The sequence below is a fragment of the Kitasatospora purpeofusca genome (assembly GCF_000718025.1).
Taxonomy (GTDB): Bacteria; Actinomycetota; Actinomycetes; order Streptomycetales; family Streptomycetaceae; genus Kitasatospora; species Kitasatospora purpeofusca.
Genome location: NZ_JODS01000016.1, coordinates 1 through 25,394 on the forward strand (window position 1 = coordinate 1; position 25,394 = coordinate 25,394).

Sequence of the window (25,394 nt, forward strand, 5' to 3'; positions counted from 1 at the left end):
GTCGCCCGCGAGATCTACCGCGCGCTGACTGCAGCACCAGCCGAACAAATCGCTCAAACCGACCTCGCTCCTGCGGCTTGACGTCTATAGGAGCATCCCACCGGCCCGCACGTCGCCGCAGCGCACGTCGGCGCACGTCCGCGCCCCGCCGCCGGTCCGGCAGGCATCGCCCCGGGCCGGTCGTTAGCATGGGAGTCGCCGAACCAACGGCAGGAACCCGGGTCCGTTCGGCGACGAACGGCCCGCCCCACAGGTGGTCCGCCGGCAGTCGACGTGCGGACGCGCCCCCGGAGGCACAGTGATGGCCGCTGCTCCCGCCGGCGGATCCTCGCGCTACCTGGTGCTGGCGGCGATGATCTTCGCCGTCGCGATGACCTTCATCGACCAGACCATCGTGTCGATCGCCGTGCCGAACATCCAGTACGAGCTGAAGCTGACCAGTACGGGCGTGCAGTGGGCGGTCAACGCCTACCTGCTCACCCTGGCGGCGTTCTTCGCCTTCGGCGGCCGGCTCGCCGACACCGTCGGCCACCGCAGGATGGTGGTGCTCGGGGTGGTGGTCTTCGCGGGCGCCTCGGCCTGCTGCGGCCTCACCCCCACCGGGAGCCTGGCGGAGGCGTGGCTGATCACCTTCCGTGCCGTCCAGGGCTTCGGCGGCGCCATCATGTTCCCGGCGGCGCTGGCGATCGTGGTGCAGAGCTTCGCACTGCGCGAGCGGGGGCGGGCGCTGGCCCTGTTCTTCGGTATCGCGGGCGGTCTGACCGCGATCGGACCGGTCCTGGGCGGCTACCTGACCGAGTGGACCTGGCGTGCCATCTTCTGGGTGAACCTGCCGGTGGCGGCCGTCGCGCTGGCGCTGGTCGCGATCTCCAAGCCGGTGACGGAGAGTCGCCCGGCGCCGATGGACTACCGGGGCCTGGCCCTGATCGCCGGCGGTGTCGCGCTGAGCGTCTTCGGGTTCCAGCAGTCGCAGGTCTGGGGCTGGTCCAACCCGGCGATCGGGCTCTGCATCGCGGCCGGAGTCGCGCTGCTGGTCGTCTTCGCGTTCGTCGAGAAGCGCACCGCCTCGCCGCTGATCAAGGTGGACATCTTCCGCATCCGCGCGTTCTCGGTGCAGAACCTGGTACTCGGTATCTCGATGCTGGTCTTCGTCCCGGTGTTCTTCTTCTCCAGCGAGTACGCGCAGATCGCGCTGGGCGACTCCTCCTCGGAGGCCGGCGTCTTCCTGCTCTGGTTCTTCATCGGCTTCGTGATCGCCTCGCAGATCGGCGGCCGGATGCTCGACCGGGGCGGGGCCAAACGCCCGGTGGTGCTGGGGTGCGTGCTGGCCGCGATCGGGTTCCACCTGTGGGCGGGCGACGTGACCTCGCTGAGCTTCAGTGAGCAGCAGTGGGACGTCGTGCTGGCGGGCGCCGGCATGGGCTTCATGCTCTCGCCCGCCAGCACGGACGCGGTCAACCGGGCCTCGCGGCTGTCCTACGGCGAGGCGACCGGCATCACCCAGACGGTCCGCAACTACGCCGCCAGTCTGGGGCTGGCGGTGCTGGGCACCGTCCTGGTCACCGACCTGCGGACCCGGCTGACCGACTCCCTGGTCGCCCAGGGCCTGCCGCAGGACCAGGCGGAAGCCACGGCCGCCCACCTCTCCCAGGTCCAGACGCAGAGCGGCGGGAGCGGGAGCGCCGCGGCCGTCCCGCAGTTCTTCCGGGAGGACTTCGCCCACGCCACCCAGACGGTCTTCCACTGGATGGCTGTCATCATGGCCGTGGCGGCGCTGGTGGCGATCGTCGGCCTCCGCCGGGGCGTGCAGGCCGAGGTCGCCGCGGAGGAGCAGGAGCAGCCGCTGCCGAGCGGACGCGAGGGCGCAGCCTGAGCCGTGCCGCGCCGGGCCGGGCCGACACGGGAAAGGAATCCGGGAATGAACTCCTCGACGCTGCTGGACCTCGTACGGGAGGCGGCCGGCGCCGGTGTCTGGCGCGGGGAAGGGAACCTCGTCGAGGAAGCCCTGGAGAACATCGAGTACTTCCCGGCCCCGCCGAGCCACGAGCCCGACGGGACTGACGGGACTGACGGGCCCGACGGCATCGACCCGCTCGAACTGGCGGCCGCCCTGGTGGAGGCGGTGCGGGCCTGGGTCCGGGACGCCGCGTCGGACGGAACGGGACGGCCCGGGACCGTGTACCTGTGGCACGACGACCAGGCGGCGCAGCTGCGCATGTCGTTCGTCTCCGGCGGACGCGAGGACATCCCGTTCCGGGCGCCCCTGCTCTTCCTCGACCGACCGCACGACATCGTCGAGGACTTCCTCGCCCGCGCGTACCGGGGGCCGGACGACCCCGTGAAGATCTTCGCGCTCGGAGTGGAGGACGGGGCCCGGACCGCTTCCGACCGGTAGAACTGCCCGGGACGGAGCACTGCGGCGGGGCGGCAGCCTTCCGGTTGCCGCCCCGCCGCCGACCAGGCCGCGTGCCGTCAGCCCTGGGTCGGCCAGGCGTCGGTGAAGTAGCCGAACAGGTCGGCGATGATGTCGGTGCTGCCGACGTGGTTGTAGACGTCGACCTTGCCGTCCGCGCCGACCGGGGTGGTGACGTGGTTGGGCACCGTCTGGCCGGCCAGCAGGTTGAGGTTGCTGGTGCCGGGGCGCGGGGCGCCGTGGGCGTGCACGGTGAGGTAGCTGTCGTCGGTGGTGTTGGTGGACGTCACGTTAAGGACGGCGGCCCGGGCGCCGGCCGGGATGCCGCCGACGACGGTGGTGCTGTCCGGGCCGGGCTTGGCGAACGGCGTGTCGCGGGTGTCGGTGAGGCGCACGGGCACGGTCGGCGTGAACCTGGCCTTGCCGTTCGGGGCGTAGTACCCGAAGACGTCGAGGACGACGTGCGTCGAACCGGCGTTGTTGTACACGTTGACGGTGCCGTCCGGACCGACCGGGACGACGACCTGGTTGGACTTGTCCTTGCCGGGCTCCGGGTTCAGGTTGGAGCTGACCGGCTTGCTCCCGCCGCCCGGGTACACCTTGAGGTGGGTGTCGACGGCGGTCTCGGTGCTGGTCAGGTTGAGCACCACGGAGGTGGCGTCCGTCGGGACACCGCCGACGCCGGCGACCTTCACCGCGCGGGTCTCGCCCCAGCCGAGCTTGGCGCTGTCACGGGTGTCCACCAGCCGGTTCGGCGACAGCGGGGTGAACAGGTCGCCGCCGTTGGGGCGGTAGAAGCCGACGACGTCGACGATCACCTCGGCGCGGCCGGCGTTCAGCATGGTGCTGATCCGCTTGGCGTCGCCGATCGGCACGGTGACGAGGTTGGACGAGGTGCGGCCGGCGGCCACGTTCACGTTGGAAGTGGTCGGGCGCGGCTGGCCGGTCGGCCAGACGGTGAGGTGGGTGTCCTCGGTGGCCTCGGTGACGGTCACGTTCAGGACGACCGTGGAGACATTGCCCGGCACGCCGTTCGCCCCGGGCGCGGTACCGGTCGGCAGGGTGAAGGGCACCTCGCGGCCGCCCGTGAGGTCCAGGTTCGCGTCCTCGCGGGTGTCGGCCAGCCGGTACGGCTGGGTGCGCAGGAACCCGGTCGGGGCGTACGCGGCCCGGAAGGGGTGGGCGGCGGTGCTGGTGCGGCCGGCGGTGTCGGTGACCGTCACGGTGACCGTGTAGTCGCCCGGCGAGGCGTACCCGTGGACGACCGGGTCGAGGGCGTTGCGGGTGACGGCGGGGGAGCCGTCGCCGTAGTCCACCACGAGCTTGGCGACCGGCCACGGCGAGGAGGTCGCCGAGGGGTCGAGCCGCACGCCCAGCGGCGGCGCGTCGGAGGTGTCGAACTGGTCCGGAACGACCTGCTGGACGGTGGCGCGGGCGGTCAGCGGCCCGGGGACCGTGCTCTTCACCTGCACCGCGTACCGACCGGTGAACGGCTGCCCGCCGCCGGTGTCCACGGTGACGTTCGCGTAGAAGGTGCCCGCCTTGGTGTAGACGTGCTTGACGGACGGGGAGTCGGAGGTGACCGAGGGGGTGCCGTCGCCGAAGTCGTAGCGGTAGGTCATCACGGAGGTCGGCCAGTGCGCCGTCTCCGGGCCGGTGGTCGCCGTCAGCGTGATCTCGGTGCCGTACGGGGCCTGCCGGTGGTCGGCCGCCAACTGGGCGGTGGTGATGGGCTCCTGGCGCTCGCTCGCGCCGCGGTCGTGGTAGCCGAGGCCGGTGCCCAGGTTCGGGCGGGACGGGTCGTCGGCCGGGTGCGCGGCCGGCACGAAGCCCGGCGCGTTCTCGTCGGCGGAGTCGACGACCTCGCTGTTCGCGGCGTTGCCGTCCTGCCAGCGCGGCAGCACGTGGTCGTGGGTGCCGGCCCGGCCGTCCGTTGCGGCGGCGAGGGACTCGGGCGTGGAGTGCGCGGCGCCGGCCCAGAGGTACGGCGTTCCGCTGCCGAAGTTCGTCCAGTACGGCGCGACGGTGTTGGAGCCGGCCCGGGTGTCCTTGGCCGACAGGGCGGAGACCACGATCTCCGCGCCCGAAGGGTTCGGGCAGTTGTACGGCGCGGCGGGCGAGAAGTGGTTGCGCACCAGGTTGTTGAAGACGCTGGAGCCGGAGGAGTCGCCGGCCAGCTCGATGCCTGCGGTGCAGCCGTCGGCGACCGTGTTGTTGGTAAGAGTCGTCCCGGGGGAGTCGGTGACCTTGATCCCGAAGGCGTCGGCGCGGACCACGGTGACCCGGTTCGAACCGGTGACCTGGATCTCCCGCGCGTTCATCGACCGCAGGACGACATCGTGCACACCGGACAGCCGTATGTCGCCGTCCACCGAGCCCTTGATGGTGAGGGGCCGACCGGGCTCGCCGGACTTGGTGATCACGGTCCCGGCGCCGTACGAGGACCGGACCACCTGGACGGTCTGGCCCGGCAGCGCCGCCGCGGCGGCCGCGTCGACGGAGCAGAACGGCTTCGTCGCCGTGCCCGTCGCGGTGTCCGAGCACGTCGGGTCCCCGGCGTCGACCCGCAGCACCCCGGATTCCTCGCCGCTCGAGCCGACCGGGCCGGTGGCGGCGGAAGCCGTGGCGGCGGGCAGGCCACCGAGCACGGTGACGAGGCCTGCGGCGAGCAGGCCCTTGGCGCGAGTGGGTCGCACGGTGCGGTCCTCCGAGGGGGAGCGGGAGCCCGACCCGTCGGGCCCGGGCCCGACGGGGGCGGAACGGCCCGCGTGGATCGCAGGCGGAGTAATTATGACGAGCGTTCCGGAAGCGCCGACCACCACCCCCCCACCGTGAGGGCACACCGCGTCCACTTCTTCGTACCGCCCCGGTCCCGGCCGCCGGGCCGGGACTGCCCGTCACCAGGTGCGGCACGGTCGCGCCGACGGGCGCGGGAGCGGTGCCGCGGACCGGTCGGGCAGCAGGGCGTGAACGGTCTTGCCGCTGCCGGGGTCGAGCGTCAGGGTGAGGCTGTCGGTGAGGGCGGCGACCAGGAGGAGCCCTCGGCCGTGGACGTTCTCCGAGGACAGGGGGACGACCGCGGGCGGGGTCCGGCTGGTGTCGCTGACGTCGATGCCGATGGCGTGCCGGTGCGAGGTCAGGGTGAGGCGCCCGGGGCCGTCGGTGTGCTGGACGACGTTCGCGGCCAGCTCGGTGACGACGAGCAGGGCGTCGGCGAGCAGGGAACGGTCGCCCGGGCGGGTGCGGCGCAGGAAGGCGCGGGTGGTCGAGCGGAGTCGGGCCGCGCACCGGGCGTCGTTGGGGAAGGACAGACAGACGCTGTCCGTGGAAGGGCGGGTCCTGTTCGGGTGGATCGGCGGGGTCTGGGTCGCGGTGTTCATGGTCGGCCGGTCCTTCGTGTCCCGTCCGTCGGACGGGGCGGGCGGCGGTGGTGTTGTGCGGGGCGCGGCCCCCGAGGGGCGGTGCCGCGATCGGGGGCCGGTGAGGCGGGCCGGCCGGGGCAGCGGACTGCCGACCCGGCCGACGACGGGGTGTCAGTGCCAGCAGTTCCAGTAGCCGTCGTGCCAGACCTTCTCCCAGTGGGCGGACTGCCAGAGGTTCTTCCAGCCGGCCTCGTGCCAGACCTGGTGCCAGTAGCCCTGGTGCCACTGGTGGTGGCCGTCCCACCAGCCGGGCTGCCACTGGTTCTGCCACGAGCCGGAGTGCCAGGCCTTCGACCAGTGCCCGGGGACGAGCTTGTTCTCCCACCAGCCGGGGTGCCAGGTGCACGTGCCATGGCCGTGCTGATGCGTCTGGACGGTGGACGTGGCGACCGTCGGGGCCGCGGAGGCCGAGGTGGCGGTCGTCAGGGCGGCGCCGCCGGCCAGCAGGGCGCCGGCCATGGCGACGGCCAGCGGGCGCCGGATTCGCGTTGCGTGCATGGTTGTACACCTCCTTCCTGAGACGTGGATGTGAGGTGAGGGGGCCGGCCGACGGGGCTTCCGGGGCCGGGGGACCTTCCTGCCCTTGATTCGCCGCGACGGCCGGGGCGGATTGGCCGGTTCCGGATACCGGGTGCGCCCCGGCCCCGGGCCCGGGCGTGAGGAGGCCGTCGGGGCACGGGGTAGCTGTCGGGGCGTGGGGAAGCCGCCGGGGAAGGGGGAAACGGTGCTGTCCCCGGCCACGGGGAGGACCGGGGACAGCGGTTCGGGGCGGGTCAGGAGGCGGGCATCAGAACGGTGTCGACGATGTAGACGGTGGCGTTGGCCGTCTGCACGTTCCCGCACAGCACCTTGGCGGAGCCGTTGACGGTGAAGTCGGGAGTGCTGCCGGTGGCGGTGACCTCGTGGGCCTCCAGGGTCTTGTGAGCACCCGTCAGCGTGGTGGGGGAGAGGCGCTGGGGCACCACGTGGTAGGTGAGGATCCTGGTGAGCTTGTCCTTGTCGGCGAGGACGGCGTCGAGGTCCTTCTTCGGCAGCTTGGCGAAGGCGTCGTCGGTGGGGGCGAAGACGGTGATGTCCTTCGCCGAGTTGAGGGTGTCCACGAGTCCGGCCTTGGTGACGGCGGCGACCAGGGTGGAGAGCAGGGGGTTGTGCGAGGCCGCGGTGGCGACCGGGTCGGCGGCCATGCCGGCGAAGGAACCCGCGCCGTCCTTGGGCACGGCGGCGCAGGCGGTGCCGAACGGCTGCCCGGCCGTCGCCCGGTCGGCTGCGGGGTCCGCCATGGGGGCCGCAGCGGGGGCGGTGGCCGCGGCCGTGGTGGCCGCACCGGCGGCGGTGTCGGACGCCTTGCCTCCGTCGTCCCCGCCGCAGGCGGTGAGGGAGGCGGCGAGGATGCCTCCGACGAGCAGGGCGGTGAAGGGCTTGCGGTGCTGGATGGCGGTCATCGGTTTCTTCTCTTCTCGGACAGCGGTGTTGTGACGGACAGCGGTGTTGTGACGGACGGTGGTGTCGTGTCGAACGGTGATGTCGTGCCGGACGGTGGTGTCGTGTCGCACGCGGCAGAGGGCCCGCCGCGCTTCGGGGTCAGTCAGTGGACCGTGACGACCGTGCTGTGCCAGCCGGTCGCCCCGGAGGGGAAGGGCGGTCTGCGGGTCTCCTCCTGCACGGCGCCGGTGGCGTCGGTGGCGCGGACCTCCAGGCGGTGGGTGCCCGGGGCGGCCGCCGTCCAGGTGTGGTGCCACTGGCGCCACACGTCGGGCCCCGTGTCGGCCGTCAGTCGGGCTTGCTGCCAGGGCCCGCCGTCGACGCGGACCTCCACGGCGGCGATGCCGCGGTGGGTGGCCCAGGCCGTGCCCGCGACCGTGACCTCCCCGGCCGGGACGCGGGCGAAGGCGGCCGGTACGTCGATGCGGGAGGCGGTGCGCACCTCGCCGGTCCGGTCCCAGCCGCGCCGCACCCAGTAGGGGTCGCGGGCGGCGAAGGTGGTCACCTCCAGGTCGACCAGCCACTTGGTGGCGGAGGTGTACCCGTAGAGGCCGGGGACCACGCTGCGGCAGGGGAAGCCGTGCGCCACGGGCAGGGGCGCACCGTCCATGGCCACCGCGAGCAGCGCGGCACGGCCGTCGAGGACGCACTCCAGCGGCGTGCCGATCGTCATCCCGTCCTTCGAGCGGCCGAGCAGCTGGTCGGCGCCCGCGCGGATCCCGGCGCGGCGCAGCAGCGCGGGCAGTGGCGCACCCAGCCAGCGGGTGGTGCCCGCGTAGGGCCCGCCGACCTCGCCGGAGACGCAGGACAGCGTGTGGTCCAGCTCCTCCAGCGGTTGGGCGAGCAGGTCGGCGAAGGACAGCTCGACGGGGTGGTCGACCATGCCGTGGATCCGCAGCGTCCAGTCGCGCGGGTCGATGCGGGGCAGCGTGAGCGCGGTGTCGACCCGGTAGAACTCGTCGACGGACGTACGGAACGGGGTGAGTCCGGGGATCGCCAGGGCGGCCCGGGGCGGGGGAGGCGGAAGCGGCCGGGCCGGCGGCGGGAGCGTGAGCGAGGCGCGGGCGGCGGAGACGTCGTTGCGGCGGTCGGCCAGGTGGCGCCCGGCGGAGCCGAGGCCGGCGGACAGGAGGACGACGGCGCCCGCGGTCAGGGCGCTTCGACGTCCGGGGTGAACGGGCGGCACGGGGGCCGGGTCGCCGGCGGCCCCCGCCGGGCCGTCGCCCGCCGTCACGGTGTCCTCGGCGCCGGCGTGCTGTCGGGGCCCGGGCCCGCCGGGTCGGGCGTCCGTTCGGGCTGTTGGCGGTGCTGTTCGCCGCGCCGTTCGCAGTGCCGTTCGCAGTGCCGTTCGCAGTGCCGTTCGCGGCGCCGTGAGGAGGAACAGCACGGCGGCGCAGACCAGGGCGGCCGCGGCCGAGGGCAGGGCGTCCCAGGGCCGCGCGTCCGGGCGGGCCAGCGCCGCCCACACCCCGAGGCCACCGAACGCGGCGGACAGCAGGACACCTGCGGCACGGCGGACGGCCGCCACCGGTCCCAGGAGGGCGGCGGTCATGCCCATGGTGGTGTGGATCCCGGTGAGGAGGACCGTCTTGTCCCAGGTGCCGAAGGAGCGCACCGCCCACTCCTTGACCGGGGTGGGCGCGAGGTCGATCGCGGCCGAGCCGATCGCGACCACCGGGGCCGCCTGCGGGCGAACGAGCGCCGCGGCGACCTCGCCCGCCGCGACGCCGGCGCAGACGGCGGCGATCCCGCACGCCATCCGGACCGGCAGCGCTGCGGCCGCGACGCGGGCCCGGTCACGGAGAGTGGTCACATCGTTGGTCACGTCCGGCATTCGGCGGAACGGCCGCGGCGGATGGGTGAGCCGTCCGGATCCACCCGATCGGGTGGAAGAGCCGGTGGGATACCGCCGAGCGCAATCCGTTGGGCCGTCGGCGACGAATAACGTGCGAGCGCACAACGCGCGAGCGAAGAACGTGCGAGCGATGAACGCGCGACCGAAGAACGACTTCGACGACGAACGGCTTCGACACCGTTCCTACCAGTACCCGGGAGGCCGACATGCGGGCCGCATCCGACCGTCCGGCCGGCGCGTTCCCACGGCACGTCCGTCCACCCGTCCGCAGGTGCTGCGGGCACCGGAGGCGGCGACAGTGAGTTCCGTGGTGTTCCTGCACGGCAGGCCCGAGCCGCCGCCCGATCTCAAGCCGGTGATGGCCCGCGTCTCGCAGGGCGACCACCAGGCGTTCGCCGATCTCTACGACGCGGTCGCGGGGCCGGTCTTCGGCCTGGTGCGCCGGGTCCTGCGCGACGAGGCCCAGTCGGAGGAAGTGATGCAGGACGTGATGCTCCAGGTGTGGCGCGGCGCGGCGCACTACGACCCCGGCCGCGGTGACGTCATGCCGTGGGTGATGACCATCGCCCACCGCCGTGCCGTGGACCGGGTCCGGTACTGCCGCGCGGCCGCCGACCGTGACCGCGCCGCGGTCGCCGGCACACAGGAAACACCGTTCGACGACGTCGCCGAGCGTGCCGAGACCCATCTCGACCACCAGCAGGTGCGGCACTGCCTGCGCGGTCTCACCGACCTCCAGCGCGAGTCCGTGCTGCTGGCGTACTACCAGGGCCTCAGCTACCGGGAGGTCGCCGAACGGCTGCACGCCCCGTTGGGCACCGTCAAGACCCGGATGCGGGACGCCCTGATCCGGTTGCGCGACTGTCTGGGAGTCGGATCATGAACACCCCGGCCGACGACAACCTGCACCTCCTCACCGGCGCCTACGTACTGGAAGCCGTCGACGACCCGGACGAACACGCGGCCTTCGAGGCCCATCTGACCGGCTGTCGCACCTGCGAGGAGGAGACGGCCGGCTTCGGCGCTGCCCTCGCCCGCCTCGGCGCCACCGGGACCCTCCCGCCCCCGCCCGAACTGCGCGCCCGGATCCTGGCCCGACTGCCGTACGAGCACCAGGCGCCCCCCGCGCCGCCCCCGTCCCCGTCGCGGCGGGCCGCTGCCCCGCCGGCGCCGACCCGCCGCCGGACCCCCTCGCGGCGGTGGCCCCGCCTCGCCCTGGCCGCCTCCCTCACCGCGGCCACCACGCTCGGCGCCCTCACCGTCCAGCAGCACGAGCAGGCGCAGCACGAGCGCGCCACCGCGGAGCAACTGCGCGACCGGCAGGCGGCCTTCGGCGAACTGCTGACCGCGCCCGACGCCCGGGTGACCACCACCGCCGGGCCCGGCGGTCACGGGACCGGTACCGTCGTGTGGTCGGCCAGCCGCAACCAGGCCGGTTTCCTCGCTGCCGGACTCCCCACCCCGGGCCCGGGCCGCGTCTACGAACTCTGGCTCGACCGCGCGGGGACCCTCGCACCGGCCGGCCTGCTGCCGGACGGCGACGGCGCGCTCCTCCTCACCGCACCCCTCGACGGGGCCCACGCCGTCGGTGTCACCGAGGAGCCCGCCGGAGGATCCGACCACCCCACCACCCAGCCGGTCCTGGCGCTGCAACTCGGCCGCACCCGCACCGCCTGAGTGGCGAGGACGTCGACCGCTCAGCGCAGGCCGGCGAAGAGGTCGTTCTCCGGAAGCGGGGCGTCGGTGGTGTCCTGGACCCGGACGAAGGTCTCCACACCCATCAGCTCGGTGAACTTCTCCTTGCCCATCTTCAGGAAGAAGATGTTCTCGCCCTGGCTGGCGTGTGCGGCCAGCGCGTCGAACTTCTGGCCGCCGAACCCGGTGGTGTCCACCCAGGTGGTGATCTCCTCGTCGGGCAGGCCGATCTCGGGCAGCTCCGACTCCTCGGTGCCCGGCTCGTCCCAGTCGCCGCCGAGCTCGCGCATGACCTCGCCGAACCGCGCCATCATCGAGCGCGGGGCCGTCGTCCAGTACACCTTCGGCGTCGCGCCGGTCAGCTCCAGCGCCCGCGACGTGATGCGGTTGGCCTGGATGTGGTCGGGGTGGCCGTAGAAGCCGTTCTCGTCGTAGGTCACGACCACGTCGGGCCGGTACGTCCGCATCAGCTCGGCGAGACGGGCGGCCGCCTCGTCCACCGGCGTGGTCCAGAACGAGCCGGGCGCGTCGTTGGCGGCCCAGCCCATCATCCCGGAGTCCGCGTAGTCGAGCATTTCGAGGTGGTCGACCTTGAGGACCTCGCAGCTGGCCTCGAGCTCCTGACGGCGCATCGCGGCGACGGCCGCCGGGTCGTGTCCTTCCTCCCCGGGCTTGACACCTCCCGGGCCGTCTCCGCACGCGCCGTCGGTACAGGTGACGAGCACCGTCCGGATGCCCTCGGCCGCGTAGCGGGCGAGCACACCCCCCGTACCGGTGGCTTCGTCGTCGGGGTGGGCGTGCACGGCCATCAGCGTCAGGGGCCGGTCGGTCATGGGAATCGTCCTTCGGTCTGCCGAGTGTTCGGCCTCAGTGTGCAGCACGGGTCCGACAACGCACGGTCCGCGGTGTCGCTGTCGAGTGTCGGCAACGACGAAGCCGCCACCCCCTATTCCGGGGTTCCGGGCCGACGGGGTGAACTTGCCGGTCGTCGCCCCGTGGTGATCGCGGGGCGGCCTCGGTGCTCCGCGCATCCTGGGTCCGTCCGGGGGCGCGCCCACGCTTCCGGTTCCCCGACCGTGAAGGTGGTCCCACCCGATGACCGAACCCCGTCGTAGACCGCCAGGCCTGACCGCCGCCGCCGTCTCCCTGGTCCTGCTGCCCCTCCTCGCACCGTGCCCGGCCGCCCTGGCCCAGCCGCGCGCGGCCGACCAGTGGTCCGAGCTGCGGGTCCTCGGCCAGTGCCTGACCGCCGAGCAGTCCGGCCCGATCCGGCTCCGCACCTGCACCTCGGAGCTCGGCGAACCCACGCCGACCGGGCAGCAATGGCGGCTGGACTCCCGAGGCGTCCTCCTGAACGGCGTGACCGGTCTGGCGCTGGGCCTGCGACCCGGCAGCACCGCGGCCAACGGCACGCCCACCGCCCTGGTCCCCGCCGACGCGGCCGGTTCCTGGTCGTACGACGCGGCCACCGGCCGACTCGGCTGGACGGCCGGCCGGTACGTCCTGGACTTCAACGTCAACGGCGACTCGGCCACGCTGTACTCACCGGGAGGCGGCGACAACCAGAAGTGGACGTTCGCTCCCGGCTACACCGCCGTCGCGGCCCCGGCCGGCAGCGATGGTGAACTCCGCAACGCAGGCCGGTGCCTGACGCTCGCCGCGATCGCCACCCCCGACCGCTCCGTCTCGGTGGAGCCGTGCGCGTCCGTCGCCGGGCGGCCGACACCGCCGACCCAGCGGTGGACCGTCACCGAGCAGGGCCAGGTGCAGAGTTCCGCCGCGCCCTACCCGGTCCTGGACGTCAAGGGCGACGGCTGGTGGAACGCACGCGTCGTCGCCCGGCCGGTCGCCAACGGCGGCGACCGGTCCCGCTGGCAGTACGACACGGCCAAGGGCGTCCTGCGCTGGGCGGCCGACCCGGCCCTTGCCCTCGACCACAACCGCGCCACCGGCTTCGCCGGGCTGTATCCGGTGAACGGCGGCGGGAACCAGACCTGGACCCGGTTCCCGGCCGCCGACCGGCCGGGAACCGCCCGGACCCAGGCGGCTCCCGGCGCGGCCTCGGCGACCGCCGACTCACCGACCGACGCGACCGTCCGGTGGAGCGCCCCCGCCGGGCCCGCGCCCGTCGGGTACGCCGTCCACCGCGACGGCGGCCGGATCGCTGTCACCACCGACCGCGAGTACCGCGACGGCGGGCTCGGCCCCGGTGGGGTGCACCGCTACCGCGTCACCGCGCTCTCGGCCGACGGCGCCGAATCCGACCCCGGAGCCGAGGCCGTGCTCACCGCCCCGGCCTGCCCCCGGGCGACCGGCCCCGACGGCCTGGCCCCGTTCGTCCCGCCCGAGCCGGGCCGGCCCTACACCGTCACCCTCGCCGGGCTCCCGTCGGCGGAGAACGAGCGGCGGCGCCAGGACCTCGCCCTCGCGCCCTCCGACCTGCGACCGACCGGTCTGTACCTGCCGCCCGGGGCGCGGCTCACCGCCGCCGTCACCGGCAGCGTCGGCGGCGGCAGTCTGCGGGTCGTGGTCGGCCCGCCGGTCGGCTCCGGTCTCACGGGCGCGCGCCCCTATCCCGCCGCCGCGTCCGGGAGCACCCAGGTCCAGGACCACCGCGGCGGCATGGTGTACCTGGCCTTCGACGGCACCGCGGCCGACCGCGCGACCGTCACTCTGAGCGGCGACGTCCAGGTCGCCCCGGTGTTCGTGCTCGGCCGTACCACCGCGGCCGACTGGCGCGCCCAGCTCGCCGAACGTCCCGCCCGCTACGCCGAACTGGTGGCCGGGCGGACTGTCGTCACGCTCACGCGCGACACGGCGGCCCGCTACTCGTACAGCTCCCCGGAGACGGTGCTGCGGCACCTGGAGTGCGCCCGGGGCATCGAGGACGCGGTCGCCGGCTTCGCCGCCCCCACCGGCGCCGACGCGGCGACCGCTCCCGGGCCCGACTCCCCGGGCGTCTTCCCGTTCCACTACGCCGAGGTGGAACGCCGGGCCGGCGCGGCCTTCGCCACGGCCGGCTACATGGGTTTCCAGCAGGAGTCCGCCAACTGGATCGTCGACGGCGCCGCCGCCGGTTGGGGCATCTGGCACGAACAGGGCCACCACCGCCAGCAGAGCTCCATCGAGCCCTCCGAGGTGGTCGAGGTCTCGAACAACGTCTACTCCCTCGCGGTGGCTAAGGCCCTCGGCCGGACCTCGCGCCTGGTCGCCGAGAAGGTCTACGACAAGGCCCTGCCCAAGGTCGGCGGGAGCGGTGTCTCCTACGCCGACTCCTTCGACGCCTTCGAGCGGCTCGTCATGTTCGAGCAGCTCACGCTCCAGTACGGCGAGAAGTTCTGGCCGACCGTGCACAGCCGGGTGCGCGCGGCCCGCCCGCAGGGCGCCGACCGCTGGGCGAACCTGACCCTGCTCACCAGCAAGGTGGCGGGCCAGGACCTCACCGCCTTCTACCGGGCCTGGGGCGTCCCCCTCACCCCTGCCGCCCAGCAGGACATCGCCGACCTGCGGCTCCCCGCCGCCCCGGCCGACCTGGCCAGCCGCCGCGAGCCCTGATCGTCCACCCCGATCACCTCGTGCTGACCGGACCGGCACGACGCCGGTCCGGTCGGCCCCGCCCGGTCGGCCCCGCCCGGTCGGCCCCGCCCGGTCGGCCCCGCCCGGTCGGCCCCGCCCGGTCGGCCCTGCCCGGTCGGGCCCCGGTGGTGGACGGCCGCGCGGGGCCGGGCGGGTCCCGTCGGCTGTCGGTCGCAGCGGCCGACTTGCGGTTCCCCGGTCGCGGGGAGGTGATGGGAGGGAAGGCGTACCGGGCCCGGCCACGGGCCGTCCGGGCGAGGAGGAGCCATGTCCCACCACAAGTCGAACAAGGACGTCGAGGGCGATCCTGACACCGGCCACAGTCGCGGGCTGCCGAAGCGCCCCGACGAGGCGGAGTTGGAGGAGCTGACGAAGGAGGACCGTGAGGAGGTCGGCCTGCCGGCCGACGGTGAGGAGGGGGAGGAGCGCGAGGAGGGCGGCAGGTAGACGCGAGGACCTGCCCCCGCCGGGCGAGCCTTTCCCGCAGGCTCAGCCGGCCGCCCGGCGGAGGCCGTCGAGGATGCTGTGCGCGAGTTCGGCGGTCTGCTGGGGGGAGTCGAAGGGGAGCGTCTTCTCCTGCAGCGCGAATCCGTAGATGTAGCTGTCCAGGCCCGAGACGGCGTGGGCGGTCAGCTGGAGGGAGAAGCCGCTCCGGAGCAGGCAGCCGAGGACGGCGTCGTGGTGGCGCAGGGTGGCCGGTCCGGGGGTGGAGCGGGACTCCATCACCCCGATCGCCCAGCGGTGGCGGGACAGCGCGAGACGCATGGAGAGCGCCCGCTGCCGCATGGCCCGGTGCCAGTCGTCGCCGGGGGAGGGCAGGTCGACCTCGCCGAACACCAGGTCTGCTGCGTGTCGCCCAGGTCGTCGGCGGCCTCGACGAGTGCTGTCACTCCGGTCAGCGAGGGGCCCGCTTCCCCGTCGAGGCGTTGCAGCAGCTCGGCGGGCGCGAGGTCCTTCACCAGCGTGAAGCAGTACGCCTCGGCGATGTCGGGGAATCCGTCCTCGAACCACAGGTAGTCAGCAGCGGTTACCGTCATGGCGCAGATCCTCGTCCATGCCACCGACAATATGCCGACCGGAGCCGGGTCCGGGCCCGAGGTGCTGTCCGCCGCCGGTCCGGTTTCCGTCACGCCCGTCACGCCCGCCGTCGAGCGGTGGTCCGGCAGCACGGCGGGTCGATGATCACCGACGTGCAACCTTTGCGGCCGTGCGGGGGTGAGTAGGGCGGAGTGGCGGTCCGGTGGGGCCGTCGCGCGGATCGCGGAGAGGAATGGGATGACCGCGAGTGCAATACCCGTACCGGTGGAGGAGCGGGCCCGGTCGGTCGTGGAATCGGCTGCCGGACCGCCTTCCCGGGCGGCTGCCGGGGAGGGCTCCGATGTGCGGGAGCTGGGCTTCGAGGGGTTCGCCGCCACGCGGTGGCGGCGGCTGGTGCGTACCGCCTACCTGCTGACGGGTGACTACCACGAGGCCGAGGACGTGGTGCAGGCGACGCTGGCGAAGGTGTTCCGGAGCTGGGCCCGGATCAGTCGGCTGGACGAGCCGGACGCCTATGTGCACCGGGCCCTGGTGAACAACAACCTGAGCCGTCACCGGCGGCGCCGGGTCAGGCAGCTGCTGGTGCCCGTCCTCCCCGAGCGGGCGCACAGTTCGGGCGCCGGCCACCGCGATGTCGAGGAGCGCTCGGTGCTGCTGCAGGCGTTGGCGGAACTGCCGCCGCGCCAGCGGGCCGTCGTCGTCCTGCGCTACTGGGAGGACATGAGCGAGCAGCAGGTCGCCGAGGTGCTCGGCTGCTCGGCGGGCAATGTGAAGAGCCAGGCCAGCCGTGGGCTGGCGAAGCTGCGCGGCCATCCGGCGCTGGCCTCGTACGCGGTGGGGTCCGGTTCGACGAGCGAGGGCACGAACGGAGGCAACAGGTGATGGACACCGAGGACATGGTGCGGGGCGCGCTGCGGTCGGAGGCGGACGGGCTCGCCGTGGGGGACTGGTCCGCCGGGGCCGTGCAGGTCCATGTGCGCCGGCAGCGGCGGGGCCGCCGTGTGGCCTTGGGCGTCTCCGCCGTGGCGGCCGTGCTCGTGGTGGTGGGCGGTACGGGCGTCGCCCTGTCGGCGCGGGACGGGGTCCGGGCCGTGGCGGCGGCGTCGCAGCCCTTGGCGCCGCCGGCCGGGCCCGCGCCCGAGGCCGTGGCCGTGGAGCCCGGCCAGCAGTTGCCGCTGGGCCGCGAGAACTGGTGGATGCGGCTGAACGACCAGGAGGTCTGCATCCACGACGAGCCCGCGTACAAGACCGGTCCGGGCTGTGCCGGGCACTCCTGGGCGGGGGGCGCGACGGAGATCACCATGCAGTACTACGGACTGCCGCCGCAGCGGCAGGAGGGTTTCTACAACCTGGTGTACACGGGGCCCGGGCGGGTGGCCTCGATGGCCATCGAGGTGGACGGCCAGGCGCACTGGGTCACCGTCGCCCAGCTCCCCGGGAGTCCGGGCTTCGCCAGCGGCTTCTTCTGGGGGCCGGCCCTCAAGGACTCCGGCACCCCGAGCGAGTACCCGCCCGGCGGCGTCCGGTTCGCCGCGTACGACGTGGAGGGGAAGGTGCTGGCGAGCAGGACGTTGGGGTCCTGACCCGGTACCGACCGCGCCGGGTCCCGCGGATCGCTCCGCGGGACCCGGCGCGGTTCCGGGCCCCGGACGGCGGATCCCCTACGGCCGACCGCGTCCGGGGCCCGGACCGGGCCGGTCGGTGCCGGCCCGCCGCACCCGTACCGAGGCGGCGTCGACGATCGCCGAGGTCCAGTCCGGCTCACCGCAAGCACCCGGCCCGGTCGGTACGGCCCGGTGCAGCCGACACCAGAGCCCGGCCCTGGTCCAGGCGGAGAAGCGCCGGTGCGCGGTGGCCGGCGAGACCCCGAACGTCGGTGGCAGGTGCCGCCACGCGCATCCGCTGGTCAGGACGTACACCACCGCGGCGAACACGGCCCGCTCGTCCAGCGGCGCGGTGCCACCGCCCTGGCGACGCGTCGCGAACGACGGCAACAACGGCGCGACCTGGTCCCACAGGCCGTCGGGGACCAGCCGCTGCGACAGATCAGCGCCCACGGATCCATCATGCCCGCGGCCCGCCACGATCCCACGTGATTATTGTCATGAACGTTACGAGTATCGGCCGTGTGATCGCCCCCGCTCAGGGCCGGTCCGACGCCGGTCCGGCACCGGTTCAGCGGCAGCTCAGTGGCGGCTCAGCGGTGGCTCAGCGGTGGCTCAGTGGTGGTTCAGCCACCCGGCCGCCTCCGTCGCCCAGTAGGTGAGCACGATGTCGGCGCCCGCGCGGCGGATCCCGGTGAGCGACTCCAGCACCGCGCGGTCCCGGTCGATCCAGCCGTTCGCCGCCGCGGCCTCGATCATCGCGTACTCGCCGGAGACCTGGTAGGCGGCCACCGGCACCTCCGAGACGTCCTTGACCGCCCGGAGGACGTCCAGGTACGCGGTGGCCGGCTTCACCATGATCATGTCGGCGCCCTCGGCCAGGTCCAGCCGGGCCTCCCGCAGGCCCTCCCGCGCATTGGCCGGATCCTGCTGGTAGGTCCTGCGGTCGCCGACGAGTTGCGAGTCGACCGCCTCCCGGAACGGCCCGTAGAGCGCGGAGGCGTACTTGACCGCGTAGGCGAGCACGGCCGCCCCGGAGTGGCCCGCTCCGTCCAGCGCGGCCCGGATCGCGGCCACCTGGCCGTCCATCATGCCGCTCGGCGCGACGACGTGGGCCCCGGCCTCGACCTGTGCCACGGCCATCTCGGCGTAGATCCGCAGCGTGCGGTCGTTGTCCACCAGGCCGTGCTCGTCGAGCACCCCGCAGTGGCCGTGCTCGGTGAACTCGTCGATGCAGACGTCGCCGATGATCACCGTCCCGTCGCCCACCTCGGCCCGCACATCGCGCAGTGCCGCGTTGAGCACACCGTCCGGGTCGAGGCCGCGGGTGCCGTCCGCGTCGTACTCCAGCGGGATGCCGAAGAGGATCACGCCGCCGACTCCGGCCTCCACGGCCTCGACGACCGCCTTGCGCAGGGAATCGCGCGTGTGCTGGACGACACCGGGCATCGAACCGATCGGTACCGGTTCGGTGGCGCCCTCCTTGACGAACATGGGCAGTACCAGGTGGCGAGGCTCCAGCGTGGTCTCGGCGACCAGCCGTCGCAGGGCGGGGGTACGCCGAAGCCGTCGCGGGCGCTGTTCCGGAAACACCGATGTCCTCCTCGGGACCTTGGGACCGACTGCGGTCCAGCCTACGACCGCCCGCGCGCGCGGTCGGACGTCACCACCCAAGCGCCGTAACCGAGTTCGACCCTTCGGGTGGGCGCTGCCGGGGCGAGGCTCCGATCCGCCCCGCCACCCGCCGCGCTCACCCGCCCGGGGCCGTCCTTCGACCACGACCGGCCAAGTTCTGAACAGCGACAAGTACTTGGGGCGATCACAAGCTCCGTGCACGTTTTCCCGCCTAGGCTCATTCCCGGACATGAGGGAGTGAACCTGTGCGAACCGAGTTAGCACCCGAGATCGAGACCACCGACAAGCGAGCCGTCCGGCACGCGCTGCTGATCGCGCTGGCGAACGGGATCGGCTATCTGCCGTTCGCCCTGACCATCCCGATCCTGCCCGGCCACGTCACCGGCCGCCTGCACGGCGGCCCGGCCGAGGTCGGCGCGGTCATCAGCGGCTACGCGCTGACCGCGTTGCTGGCCCGCCCGGTGTCGGGCGTGCTGATGAACCGCCTCGGCACCCGGGCGCTGACCATCGGCGGAACGGTGCTGACCGCGCTCGCCACGGTCTGCTACCCGCTCGCCGGGTCGATCACCGAACTCATCGGCCTGCGCATGCTGCTGGGCGTCGGCATGGGCGTGATGCTGGCCGCGGTCGGGGTCTGGCCGGTGCAGCTCGTCGCCAAGGACCGGCAGGGCTGGGCGCTGGGGCTGGGCGGTACCGTGAACTACGTGGCCATCGGCCTGGGCGCGCCGCTGGGTTCGTTGATCGAACACCTGGTGGGCACGGCGAGCACCTTCGTGATCTCGGGACTGATCGCCCTGCTCGTCATCCCCATCGCCCTGTACGTACCCGAGGTGAGGCTCTCCTCGACCTCGGAGCGGGCCGACGCGGACCAGGGCCGGGCCGCGCTGCTCGGCGTGGTGCTGCCCAGCGTCGCGCTGATCTTCACCGCGTTCGGCTTCGCGGCCGTCTCCAGCTTCGCGGTCGCCAAGTTCGACGCGCTCGGCATCGCCGGGGGAGCGGTCGTGGTCACCGCCTACTCGCTGACCGTGGTGCTGCTGCGGGTGGCGGGCAGCTGGATCCGCTGGGAGGCCACGCGACCGGTGGAGCTCGCGGGCCTCTTCCTGGTCGAGGCCCTGGGGGTGGCGCTCCTCGGGGTGGCGGACGGCCTCGGCCTGGGCGTGGTCGGCGGTGTGCTCATCGGTGTGGGCATGTGGCAGATCTACCCGATGCTGGGCCTGTTCGTGGTGCGCTCGGTCAGCGAACGCCGTCGCGCCACTGCGCTGTCGACCTTCGGCGCCTGCTTCACCGTCGGCCTCGCCGCCGGCAGCGGCTCCCTCGGACTGGTCGCCGGGGCCGCCGGGTACCGGACGATGTTCCTCGTCTGCGCGGCCTGTGTCGGCCTGGGCCTGGTGGTGGCCGTGGCCGCGGCCAGGGTGGCCCGGATCGACTGACCCCGCCGGCTCCGGGACGGGTGCCCGGTCGGTGCCGGGGCGGTACCGGACCGGAGCCGGCGGGGTCGGTGCGCGTCGGGTCAGGCGGCCCCGGTCACTGGGGCACCGAGGTGGCCTCGGCGAGCCGTCGGACGTACTCGACGAACTGCGCCGCCGTCGAGTGCTCGTAGAGCTGCTTGGGCGCCACCCTCGGCAGCTTGCGTTCCCGCATCTCGGCGAGGACCCGGACGACCAGCAGGGAGTTCCCGCCCAGGGTGAAGAAGTTGTCCTGCGGGCCCACCGGGGTGTTGAGGAACTTGCTCCAGATGCTCAGGATGTCGTCGGTGATTCCACCGGCGGCGGGCGACTCGTGGGTCTCGGGACGCTCCTGGGCCTCGGCCGGCGTGGCTGCGGAGCTGTTGCGCGGATCGGGCAGGCCGGAGACGTCCGGCTTCCCGTTGATCGTGAGCGGGATCCCGGCGACCGCGGTGATCGTCGTGGGCATCATGTAGTCGGGGAGCTTCGCCTTGGCGTGCGCGAGCACCTCCGCCGGGTCCGTCGCCCCGTCCGCGGCTGCGTCCAGGACGACGTAGGCGTCGATCCGGCTGCTCGCCGGATCGTCCGGGTCGTCCCGGTTGACCACGACGGCCGCGGCGGTCACCCGGGGCGCGCCCAGCAGTACCGTACGGATCTCGTCCAGTTCGATGCGGTGCCCGCGCACCTTGACCTGGTTGTCCAGCCGGCCGAGGTGGTCGAGGCGGCCGTCGGGGCGCAGCCGTCCCTTGTCGCCGCTGCGGTAGACCCGTTCGCCGGTCGCCCCGTCGAGGACGAACCGCTGCGCGGTCAGCTCGGGCAGGCCGAGGTACCGGTCGGCCACGCCCGCGCCGCCGACGTAGATCTCACCCGGGACGCCGGGAGGCAGGACCCGGCCCCGCTCGTCCCGGACGGACAGCGACCACCCCGGCAGCGGACGGCCGACCGACCGCGACCCCGCCACCACGTCCCGCGGGGTCACCGTCTGGGCGGTCACGTGCACGGTGGTCTCGGTGATGCCGAACATGTTGACCACCCGGCAGTCGGAGGCCGGGTGCCGGGCGAACCAGGGGGCCAGCATGCGCACGTCCAGCGGCTCGCCGCCGAAGACGACCAGCCGCAGGGCCAGCCCCCGCCGGACGCGTTGATCGGTGCGGACGAGCTGCGCGAACGCCGACGGGGTCTGGTTCAGCACCGTGACGCCCTGCTCGGCCAGCAGGTCGTAGAACTCCTCGGTGTCGCGGGTGGTCCAGTAGGGCACGACGACGAGGCGGCCGCCGGTGAGCAGGCAGCCCCAGATCTCCCACACGGAGAAGTCGAAGGCGCCGGAGTGGAACAGCGTCCAGGTGTCGTCCGGGCCGATCGCGAAGTCCTCGGCGGTCGCGCGCAGCAGCGCCAGCACGTTGCGGTGCGGCACGACCACGCCCTTGGGCGTGCCGGTGGAGCCGGAGGTGTAGATCACGTAGGCGGGGCCGTCGCCTTCGTCGTCACCCTGGTCGGAGCGGTGCGCGCCGGTGCTCGCCCGGTCCGCCCCGAGCTCCGCCAGCGCGGCCGGGCTCAGCAGCCGGACCTCCGGGACCTGCGGGAACTCCGCCGCGGACGTGACCACGACGGGCACCTCCGCGTTCTGCGTGGTGAAGCGCAGGCGCTGCGCCGGGTAGCGCGGATCCATCGGCACGTACGCGCAGCCCGCCTTGAGCACGCCGAGCAGGGTGACCACCAGCTCGGCGTCCCGTTCCAGGCAGACACCGACCAGGCTGCCCGGTGCGACGTCCAGCGCGGACAGGCCCGCCGCCACCGCGTCCGCCCGGTCGTTCAGCTGCCGGTAGGTCAGCCGGTCGCCGTCGGCCAGCAGTGCCACGGCGTCCGGCTGTGCGGCGGCCACCCGCTCGAAGGCCCGGTCGATCCGGCCCCGCACGGGCGCCCTGTCACCCGCCCCGTCGGCCCCGCCCGTGCGCAGGATCTCCTCGCGTTCGGCGGGCGGCACCAGCTCCAGTTCGGCCAGGGGCCGTGCCCCGGGACCGTGCGCCAACTGGCTTGCCAGATGGGCCACGTGGGCGCAGAACCGGTGCGCGACGGAGGCGTCCACGCTGCCCCGGTCGAACCGGCAGGTCGCGTGGGAGGCGCCCTCGTCCAGCTGGACGGTGAGGGGGAAGACCGGGGCGAGGGCGGCGGTGTAGCCGCCCTCCTCGAAGGCCGGGCTCAGGACGACCCCGACCGCGGGCGGTTCCTGTGCTGCGGCTGGTGGGAGCGGCGTGACCGGCGCCCCCGGTGTGACCGGCTCCCGGTCGAACCGGCGGAGGAACTCCGCGCCGGAGCAGTCCGGATGCTCCTCCACCACGTGCACACGGACGACTTCGCCGGTGCCGGTGCCGTCGCGCAGGTCCAGTACGCCGAGTTCGGCGCGGTCCCCGCCGGCGTACCGGCTCAGGGCCAGGGCGATCGCAGGCAGGAAGAGCCGTTCGGCGTGTTCGCCCAGGCCGCCGAGATCGATCCGCACGCTGCCGACGACCCCGCGCAACTCCGGCTCGCCCAAGCCCCATTCGGGCCCGCTGCGCTGCGCGGGGACCGGCCCTCCGCCGACGGTGGGCCGGGGCAGCACACCGGGCAGCACGCCACCCTCCTCGGCCGCCCTGCCCAGCGCCCGCCGGGCGATCCGCCGTAGTGCGGCCGGCGGGACCGCCGCCCGGACGGCCACCAGGACCAGGTCCGCCGTCCCGTCGGTGTACCGCAGGACCACCGCCCGCAGCGGAGGGCCGTCCCGGTGGATCGGTCGCGAGGACTCGGCGTGTCTGCGCGCCTCGGCCGTCGGTTCGTCGGCGCCCGCCGGTACCGAGGTCTGCCCGATCCGGACCGGATCGGGCGTCGCTCCGGACAGCAGGTGCTGCGGGTCCGCGCCGTCGGGGAGCCGCAGCACCAGGCTGTGACACCCGGCGGCGGGCGCGTCGGTCGTGGATGTCGTCACGGGGGCCTCCTGGTCATCGGGAGTCGTCGGGAGTCGTCGCGGTCATCGGGAGGAATCAGGAGTCGTCGGGCGCCGTCGGGCGCCGTCGGGCGTCACCGGGACGTGAAGCCGCCGTCCACGGTCAGCACGCTGCCGGTGACCTGGCGGGAATCGTCCGCCGCGAGCCACAGGGCCGCGCCCGCGATGTCGGACGGCTCGATCAGCGCGTTCATGGGCTGGTCCCGGACGAAGATCTGCTCGTGCTCGGTGACCGGGACCTCCAGGGACCGGGCGATCTCGGCGAGCATCCGGCCCTCCAGCACCGGATCGTCCCGGACCGACCCGGGGCAGAGCGCGTTCACCCGGACCCGCATCGGGGCGTAGTCGAGCGCCGCGGCCCTGGTCAGTCCGATCAGCCCGTGCTTGGCCGCGACGTAGCTCGCGAAGTGCCGGTACCCGACGGTGCCCGCGGTCGAGGAGACGTTGATGATGCTGCCGGCCCGGCGGTCGACCATCACCGGTGCGACCGCCTTCATCATCCGCCAGGCGCCGGAGAGGTCCACGTCGAGCATGAGCGACCACTCGCGCTCGGTGATGTCGTGGGCGATCTTCCCGGACGGCGAGGCGATTCCGGCGTTGTTGACCAGCACGTCCACCGTGCCGAACCGGTCGAGTGCCCGGTCGACCGCCAGCGCGCACTGCCGGGAGTCCCGGACGTCGACGGCGGCGGTCACGGTCGCGGCGCCGGCGCGTTCGCACAGGGCGGCCGTGTGCTCCAACTGGCCGGACGAGCCGAGCGGATAGGGCACGTCGGGGAGGTCCCGGGCGATGTCCAGCAGCAGCAGGTCGGCTCCCTCCTCGGCGAACCTGAGCGCGCAGGCACGGCCGAGGCCGCGGGCCGCGCCGGTGACGATCACGGCCTTGCCGGTCAGCCTCACCTCGTGCTCGCGACCGTCAGAAGCAGCAGCCGTTCCGGATCGTCGACCAAGTACATGTGGCCGCCGGGGAGTTCGCGGTAGGAGAACGGGCCGCTCGTCGTCCCGGCCCACTGTTCGGCCTGGGCACGGGAGACGAGTTCGTCCCGCTCGCCGCGCAGGGCGGTGACCGGTACGGAGAGCGCCTCGGTGCCGATCGGCCGGTAGTTCTCGTGCAGTTCGACGTCGGCGCGGAGGATCGGGAGCAGGACCTCGACGAGTTCGGGGTCGTCGAAGGCCGCGTGCCGGTAGCCGGCGAACCTCTGCACCCCGGCGATGAACTCCTCGTCGGCCAGGCCGGTGGCCCGCTCGGTCCGCCCGTCGTGCGGGCCCGGCGATCCACTGACGAACAGGTGGCGCAGTCCGGGGTGGCCGATCCGCTCGAGTTCCCTGGCGATCTCGTAGGCGAGCACCGCGCCGAGGCTGTGCCCGAACAGGGCGAGGTCCGCCCGGTCCCCGGCGTCGGCCAGGATCCTCGGTGTCAGCTCGGCGACGGCGTCGGCGACCCCGGTGAACGGGTCGTCCAGGAATCGTTCCTCGCGCCCCGGCAACTGGACCGGGAGCAGCGTCACATCCGGTATTCCCAGCTTTTCCCATTCCCGGAAGAAACCGGCGCCACTGCCCGCGAAAGGCAGGCAGGCGAGAACCGTCGGTTGTGCACTCATGGGCCCTCATCCTTCTTCGTCATTCACGAAGTTTCCTGATAACCAAGTCCCGGTGCCGCCCGGCAGCGTAACCCACGGACGGCTCCACCGACCACGATCCGCAGGTGCCGGTGGCCGGTATTCGACGGCAGCTGTCGGTCCGCGGCGCCCGGTCGGGGGTTCGCCGAACGGACTGCCGGTTCGGCGCCGCCGGCACTCGGGCTACCCATCACCCGGCCCCCCGCAAACCTCGGCTCCCGTCCGTGTGTTCACCTGGGATCACCACTTGTTGGAGTGTCGACGAACCGCCCCCCGCGCCGTCCGGCCCGGCGTTCGCCCAGCTCGGTCCTTCCGTCCGGGAGGTCCGCGTCCGGAGCACGGTGTCTCACGTGGTGCCCGGCCCTCCGCCGCCCACCGCCCGGCAGGAAATACAGAGTGGCCGGCCGAATCCTCCCCGCCGCTGCTCCGATCCACCGCAGAGTTACAGTCGGAGGCACCACATGAGACATTGTCAAATACGTGATGGGACGGCGGACAAACGGTGATGGAGCTTGTTCCGGCCGGAGTCGACGTGCTTATACTCGCGGTTATGGTGGATCACCACGGAGTGCATCGGGAAAGCTTCCAGGGTTTACGGGATTTATCGGACCGGGTGGTGTGATGACTTCTT

The 25,394-nt window shown here is 73.4% G+C and carries 23 protein-coding genes; 10 read left to right on the forward strand and 13 right to left on the reverse strand.

Annotated features, from left to right (window positions below):
• The first annotated feature begins 301 nt into the window (after positions 1–301).
• Both IF01_RS0122290 and IF01_RS0122295 read left to right on the forward strand, forming a co-directional pair.
• Entirely contained in the window at positions 302–1,873 is a 1,572-nt protein-coding gene (locus IF01_RS0122290; protein WP_037780728.1) for an MFS transporter, read from the forward strand.
• 45 nt (positions 1,874–1,918) lie between these two features.
• Positions 1,919–2,395: a hypothetical protein gene (locus tag IF01_RS0122295; protein ID WP_030395261.1), complete on the forward strand. Its 477-nt coding sequence runs from the start codon at positions 1,919–1,921 to the stop codon at positions 2,393–2,395.
• 77 nt (positions 2,396–2,472) lie between these two features.
• On the opposite strand, the gene IF01_RS0122300 is transcribed toward IF01_RS0122295, so the two are convergent.
• From IF01_RS0122300 to IF01_RS0122320, 5 genes are all read right to left on the reverse strand, one after another.
• The gene (locus IF01_RS0122300) at positions 2,473–5,109 is read right to left on the reverse strand and encodes a PKD domain-containing protein (protein WP_030395262.1); all 2,637 of its coding nucleotides are present in this window, start codon (positions 5,107–5,109) and stop codon (positions 2,473–2,475) included.
• A gap of 201 nt (positions 5,110–5,310) precedes the next feature.
• On the reverse strand, positions 5,311–5,793 hold the full coding sequence (locus tag IF01_RS44165; protein ID WP_051755895.1) for an ATP-binding protein: 483 nt from the start codon (positions 5,791–5,793) through the stop codon (positions 5,311–5,313).
• Between the two features lie 153 nt (positions 5,794–5,946).
• Entirely contained in the window at positions 5,947–6,333 is a 387-nt protein-coding gene (locus IF01_RS0122310; RefSeq protein WP_030395264.1) for a hypothetical protein, read from the reverse strand.
• Between the two features lie 275 nt (positions 6,334–6,608).
• Positions 6,609–7,277 carry a fasciclin domain-containing protein gene (locus tag IF01_RS0122315; RefSeq protein ID WP_030395265.1) on the reverse strand — a complete coding sequence of 223 codons (669 nt, stop codon included), beginning with the start codon at positions 7,275–7,277 and terminating at the stop codon, positions 6,609–6,611.
• 143 nt (positions 7,278–7,420) lie between these two features.
• The gene (locus tag IF01_RS0122320) at positions 7,421–9,142 is read right to left on the reverse strand and encodes a molybdopterin-dependent oxidoreductase (RefSeq protein ID WP_167349765.1); all 1,722 of its coding nucleotides are present in this window, start codon (positions 9,140–9,142) and stop codon (positions 7,421–7,423) included.
• Positions 9,143–9,470: 328 nt separating this feature from the next.
• On the opposite strand from IF01_RS0122320, the gene sigK reads away from it, so the two are divergent.
• Both sigK and IF01_RS0122330 read left to right on the forward strand, forming a co-directional pair.
• Complete coding sequence (gene sigK / locus IF01_RS0122325; protein ID WP_082558268.1) at positions 9,471–10,055, forward strand: ECF RNA polymerase sigma factor SigK; 585 nt, start codon at positions 9,471–9,473, stop codon at positions 10,053–10,055.
• Positions 10,052–10,849 (forward strand): anti-sigma factor, encoded by a 798-nt coding sequence (locus IF01_RS0122330; RefSeq protein ID WP_030395268.1) that lies wholly within the window; start codon positions 10,052–10,054, stop codon positions 10,847–10,849. The genes sigK and IF01_RS0122330 overlap by 4 nt, the downstream gene beginning before the upstream one ends.
• 20 nt (positions 10,850–10,869) lie before the next feature.
• Here IF01_RS0122330 and IF01_RS0122335 read toward each other — a convergent pair whose 3' ends face one another.
• Entirely contained in the window at positions 10,870–11,700 is an 831-nt protein-coding gene (locus IF01_RS0122335) for a PIG-L family deacetylase (RefSeq protein WP_030395269.1), read from the reverse strand.
• A gap of 262 nt (positions 11,701–11,962) precedes the next feature.
• On the opposite strand from IF01_RS0122335, the gene IF01_RS0122340 reads away from it, so the two are divergent.
• Together IF01_RS0122340 and IF01_RS0122345 are read left to right on the forward strand one after the other, a co-directional pair.
• Positions 11,963–14,422 carry a M60 family metallopeptidase gene (locus IF01_RS0122340; protein WP_030395270.1) on the forward strand — a complete coding sequence of 820 codons (2,460 nt, stop codon included), beginning with the start codon at positions 11,963–11,965 and terminating at the stop codon, positions 14,420–14,422.
• 288 nt (positions 14,423–14,710) lie between these two features.
• Positions 14,711–14,890: a hypothetical protein gene (locus IF01_RS0122345; protein ID WP_030395271.1), complete on the forward strand. Its 180-nt coding sequence runs from the start codon at positions 14,711–14,713 to the stop codon at positions 14,888–14,890.
• A gap of 42 nt (positions 14,891–14,932) precedes the next feature.
• Here the strand turns inward: IF01_RS0122345 and IF01_RS49325 are convergent, their stop codons facing one another.
• Together IF01_RS49325 and IF01_RS50185 are read right to left on the reverse strand one after the other, a co-directional pair.
• A complete protein-coding gene (locus IF01_RS49325; RefSeq protein WP_051755910.1) occupies positions 14,933–15,280 on the reverse strand; it encodes a TetR/AcrR family transcriptional regulator C-terminal domain-containing protein in 348 nt (115 codons plus the stop codon).
• Positions 15,166–15,480 (reverse strand): DUF6461 domain-containing protein, encoded by a 315-nt coding sequence (locus IF01_RS50185; protein ID WP_244215591.1) that lies wholly within the window; start codon positions 15,478–15,480, stop codon positions 15,166–15,168. The genes IF01_RS49325 and IF01_RS50185 overlap by 115 nt, the downstream gene beginning before the upstream one ends.
• On the opposite strand from IF01_RS50185, the gene IF01_RS48410 reads away from it, so the two are divergent.
• The 3 genes from IF01_RS48410 to IF01_RS0122360 all read left to right on the forward strand — a co-directional run bounded on the left by IF01_RS48410 (position 15,479) and on the right by IF01_RS0122360 (position 17,064).
• Entirely contained in the window at positions 15,479–15,625 is a 147-nt protein-coding gene (locus IF01_RS48410) for a hypothetical protein (RefSeq protein WP_157855310.1), read from the forward strand. The genes IF01_RS50185 and IF01_RS48410 overlap by 2 nt on opposite strands.
• 93 nt (positions 15,626–15,718) lie before the next feature.
• A complete protein-coding gene (locus tag IF01_RS0122355; RefSeq protein WP_078880195.1) occupies positions 15,719–16,363 on the forward strand; it encodes a SigE family RNA polymerase sigma factor in 645 nt (214 codons plus the stop codon).
• Entirely contained in the window at positions 16,360–17,064 is a 705-nt protein-coding gene (locus tag IF01_RS0122360) for a hypothetical protein (RefSeq protein WP_157855311.1), read from the forward strand. The genes IF01_RS0122355 and IF01_RS0122360 overlap by 4 nt, the downstream gene beginning before the upstream one ends.
• 78 nt (positions 17,065–17,142) lie before the next feature.
• Here the strand turns inward: IF01_RS0122360 and IF01_RS0122365 are convergent, their stop codons facing one another.
• Positions 17,143–17,538: a transposase gene (locus IF01_RS0122365; protein ID WP_030395275.1), complete on the reverse strand. Its 396-nt coding sequence runs from the start codon at positions 17,536–17,538 to the stop codon at positions 17,143–17,145.
• A 162-nt stretch (positions 17,539–17,700) separates the two neighbouring features.
• Positions 17,701–18,678: a porphobilinogen synthase gene (gene hemB, locus IF01_RS0122370; RefSeq protein ID WP_078880197.1), complete on the reverse strand. Its 978-nt coding sequence runs from the start codon at positions 18,676–18,678 to the stop codon at positions 17,701–17,703.
• A gap of 287 nt (positions 18,679–18,965) precedes the next feature.
• Here hemB and IF01_RS0122375 point away from each other — a divergent pair, with 287 nt between their 5' ends.
• Positions 18,966–20,150 (forward strand): MFS transporter, encoded by a 1,185-nt coding sequence (locus IF01_RS0122375; RefSeq protein WP_030395277.1) that lies wholly within the window; start codon positions 18,966–18,968, stop codon positions 20,148–20,150.
• 94 nt (positions 20,151–20,244) lie between these two features.
• Here IF01_RS0122375 and IF01_RS0122380 read toward each other — a convergent pair whose 3' ends face one another.
• From IF01_RS0122380 to IF01_RS0122390, 3 genes are all read right to left on the reverse strand, one after another.
• Complete coding sequence (locus tag IF01_RS0122380) at positions 20,245–23,127, reverse strand: amino acid adenylation domain-containing protein (RefSeq protein WP_037780732.1); 2,883 nt, start codon at positions 23,125–23,127, stop codon at positions 20,245–20,247.
• Between the two features lie 92 nt (positions 23,128–23,219).
• Positions 23,220–24,044 carry an SDR family oxidoreductase gene (locus tag IF01_RS0122385; RefSeq protein WP_030395279.1) on the reverse strand — a complete coding sequence of 275 codons (825 nt, stop codon included), beginning with the start codon at positions 24,042–24,044 and terminating at the stop codon, positions 23,220–23,222.
• On the reverse strand, positions 24,041–24,745 hold the full coding sequence (locus tag IF01_RS0122390) for a thioesterase II family protein (RefSeq protein ID WP_030395280.1): 705 nt from the start codon (positions 24,743–24,745) through the stop codon (positions 24,041–24,043). The genes IF01_RS0122385 and IF01_RS0122390 overlap by 4 nt, the downstream gene beginning before the upstream one ends.
• Positions 24,746–25,394: the final 649 nt, after the last annotated feature.

What these genes read in the sequence shown, in the direction of transcription:
- IF01_RS0122290 (WP_037780728.1), top strand. Translation starts at nt 302, where the DNA reads ATGGCCGCTGCTCCCGCCGGCGGATCCTCGCGCTACCTGGTGCTGGCG.
- IF01_RS0122295 (WP_030395261.1), top strand. Translation starts at nt 1,919, where the DNA reads ATGAACTCCTCGACGCTGCTGGACCTCGTACGGGAGGCGGCCGGCGCC.
- IF01_RS44165 (WP_051755895.1), bottom strand. Translation starts at nt 5,793, where the DNA reads ATGAACACCGCGACCCAGACCCCGCCGATCCACCCGAACAGGACCCGC.
- IF01_RS0122310 (WP_030395264.1), bottom strand. Translation starts at nt 6,333, where the DNA reads ATGCACGCAACGCGAATCCGGCGCCCGCTGGCCGTCGCCATGGCCGGC.
- IF01_RS0122315 (WP_030395265.1), bottom strand. Translation starts at nt 7,277, where the DNA reads ATGACCGCCATCCAGCACCGCAAGCCCTTCACCGCCCTGCTCGTCGGA.
- IF01_RS0122330 (WP_030395268.1), top strand. Translation starts at nt 10,052, where the DNA reads ATGAACACCCCGGCCGACGACAACCTGCACCTCCTCACCGGCGCCTAC.
- IF01_RS0122335 (WP_030395269.1), bottom strand. Translation starts at nt 11,700, where the DNA reads ATGACCGACCGGCCCCTGACGCTGATGGCCGTGCACGCCCACCCCGAC.
- IF01_RS0122340 (WP_030395270.1), top strand. Translation starts at nt 11,963, where the DNA reads ATGACCGAACCCCGTCGTAGACCGCCAGGCCTGACCGCCGCCGCCGTC.
- IF01_RS0122345 (WP_030395271.1), top strand. Translation starts at nt 14,711, where the DNA reads ATGTCCCACCACAAGTCGAACAAGGACGTCGAGGGCGATCCTGACACC.
- IF01_RS48410 (WP_157855310.1), top strand. Translation starts at nt 15,479, where the DNA reads ATGGCGCAGATCCTCGTCCATGCCACCGACAATATGCCGACCGGAGCC.
- IF01_RS50185 (WP_244215591.1), bottom strand. Translation starts at nt 15,480, where the DNA reads ATGACGGTAACCGCTGCTGACTACCTGTGGTTCGAGGACGGATTCCCC.
- IF01_RS0122355 (WP_078880195.1), top strand. Translation starts at nt 15,719, where the DNA reads ATGACCGCGAGTGCAATACCCGTACCGGTGGAGGAGCGGGCCCGGTCG.
- IF01_RS0122390 (WP_030395280.1), bottom strand. Translation starts at nt 24,745, where the DNA reads ATGAGTGCACAACCGACGGTTCTCGCCTGCCTGCCTTTCGCGGGCAGT.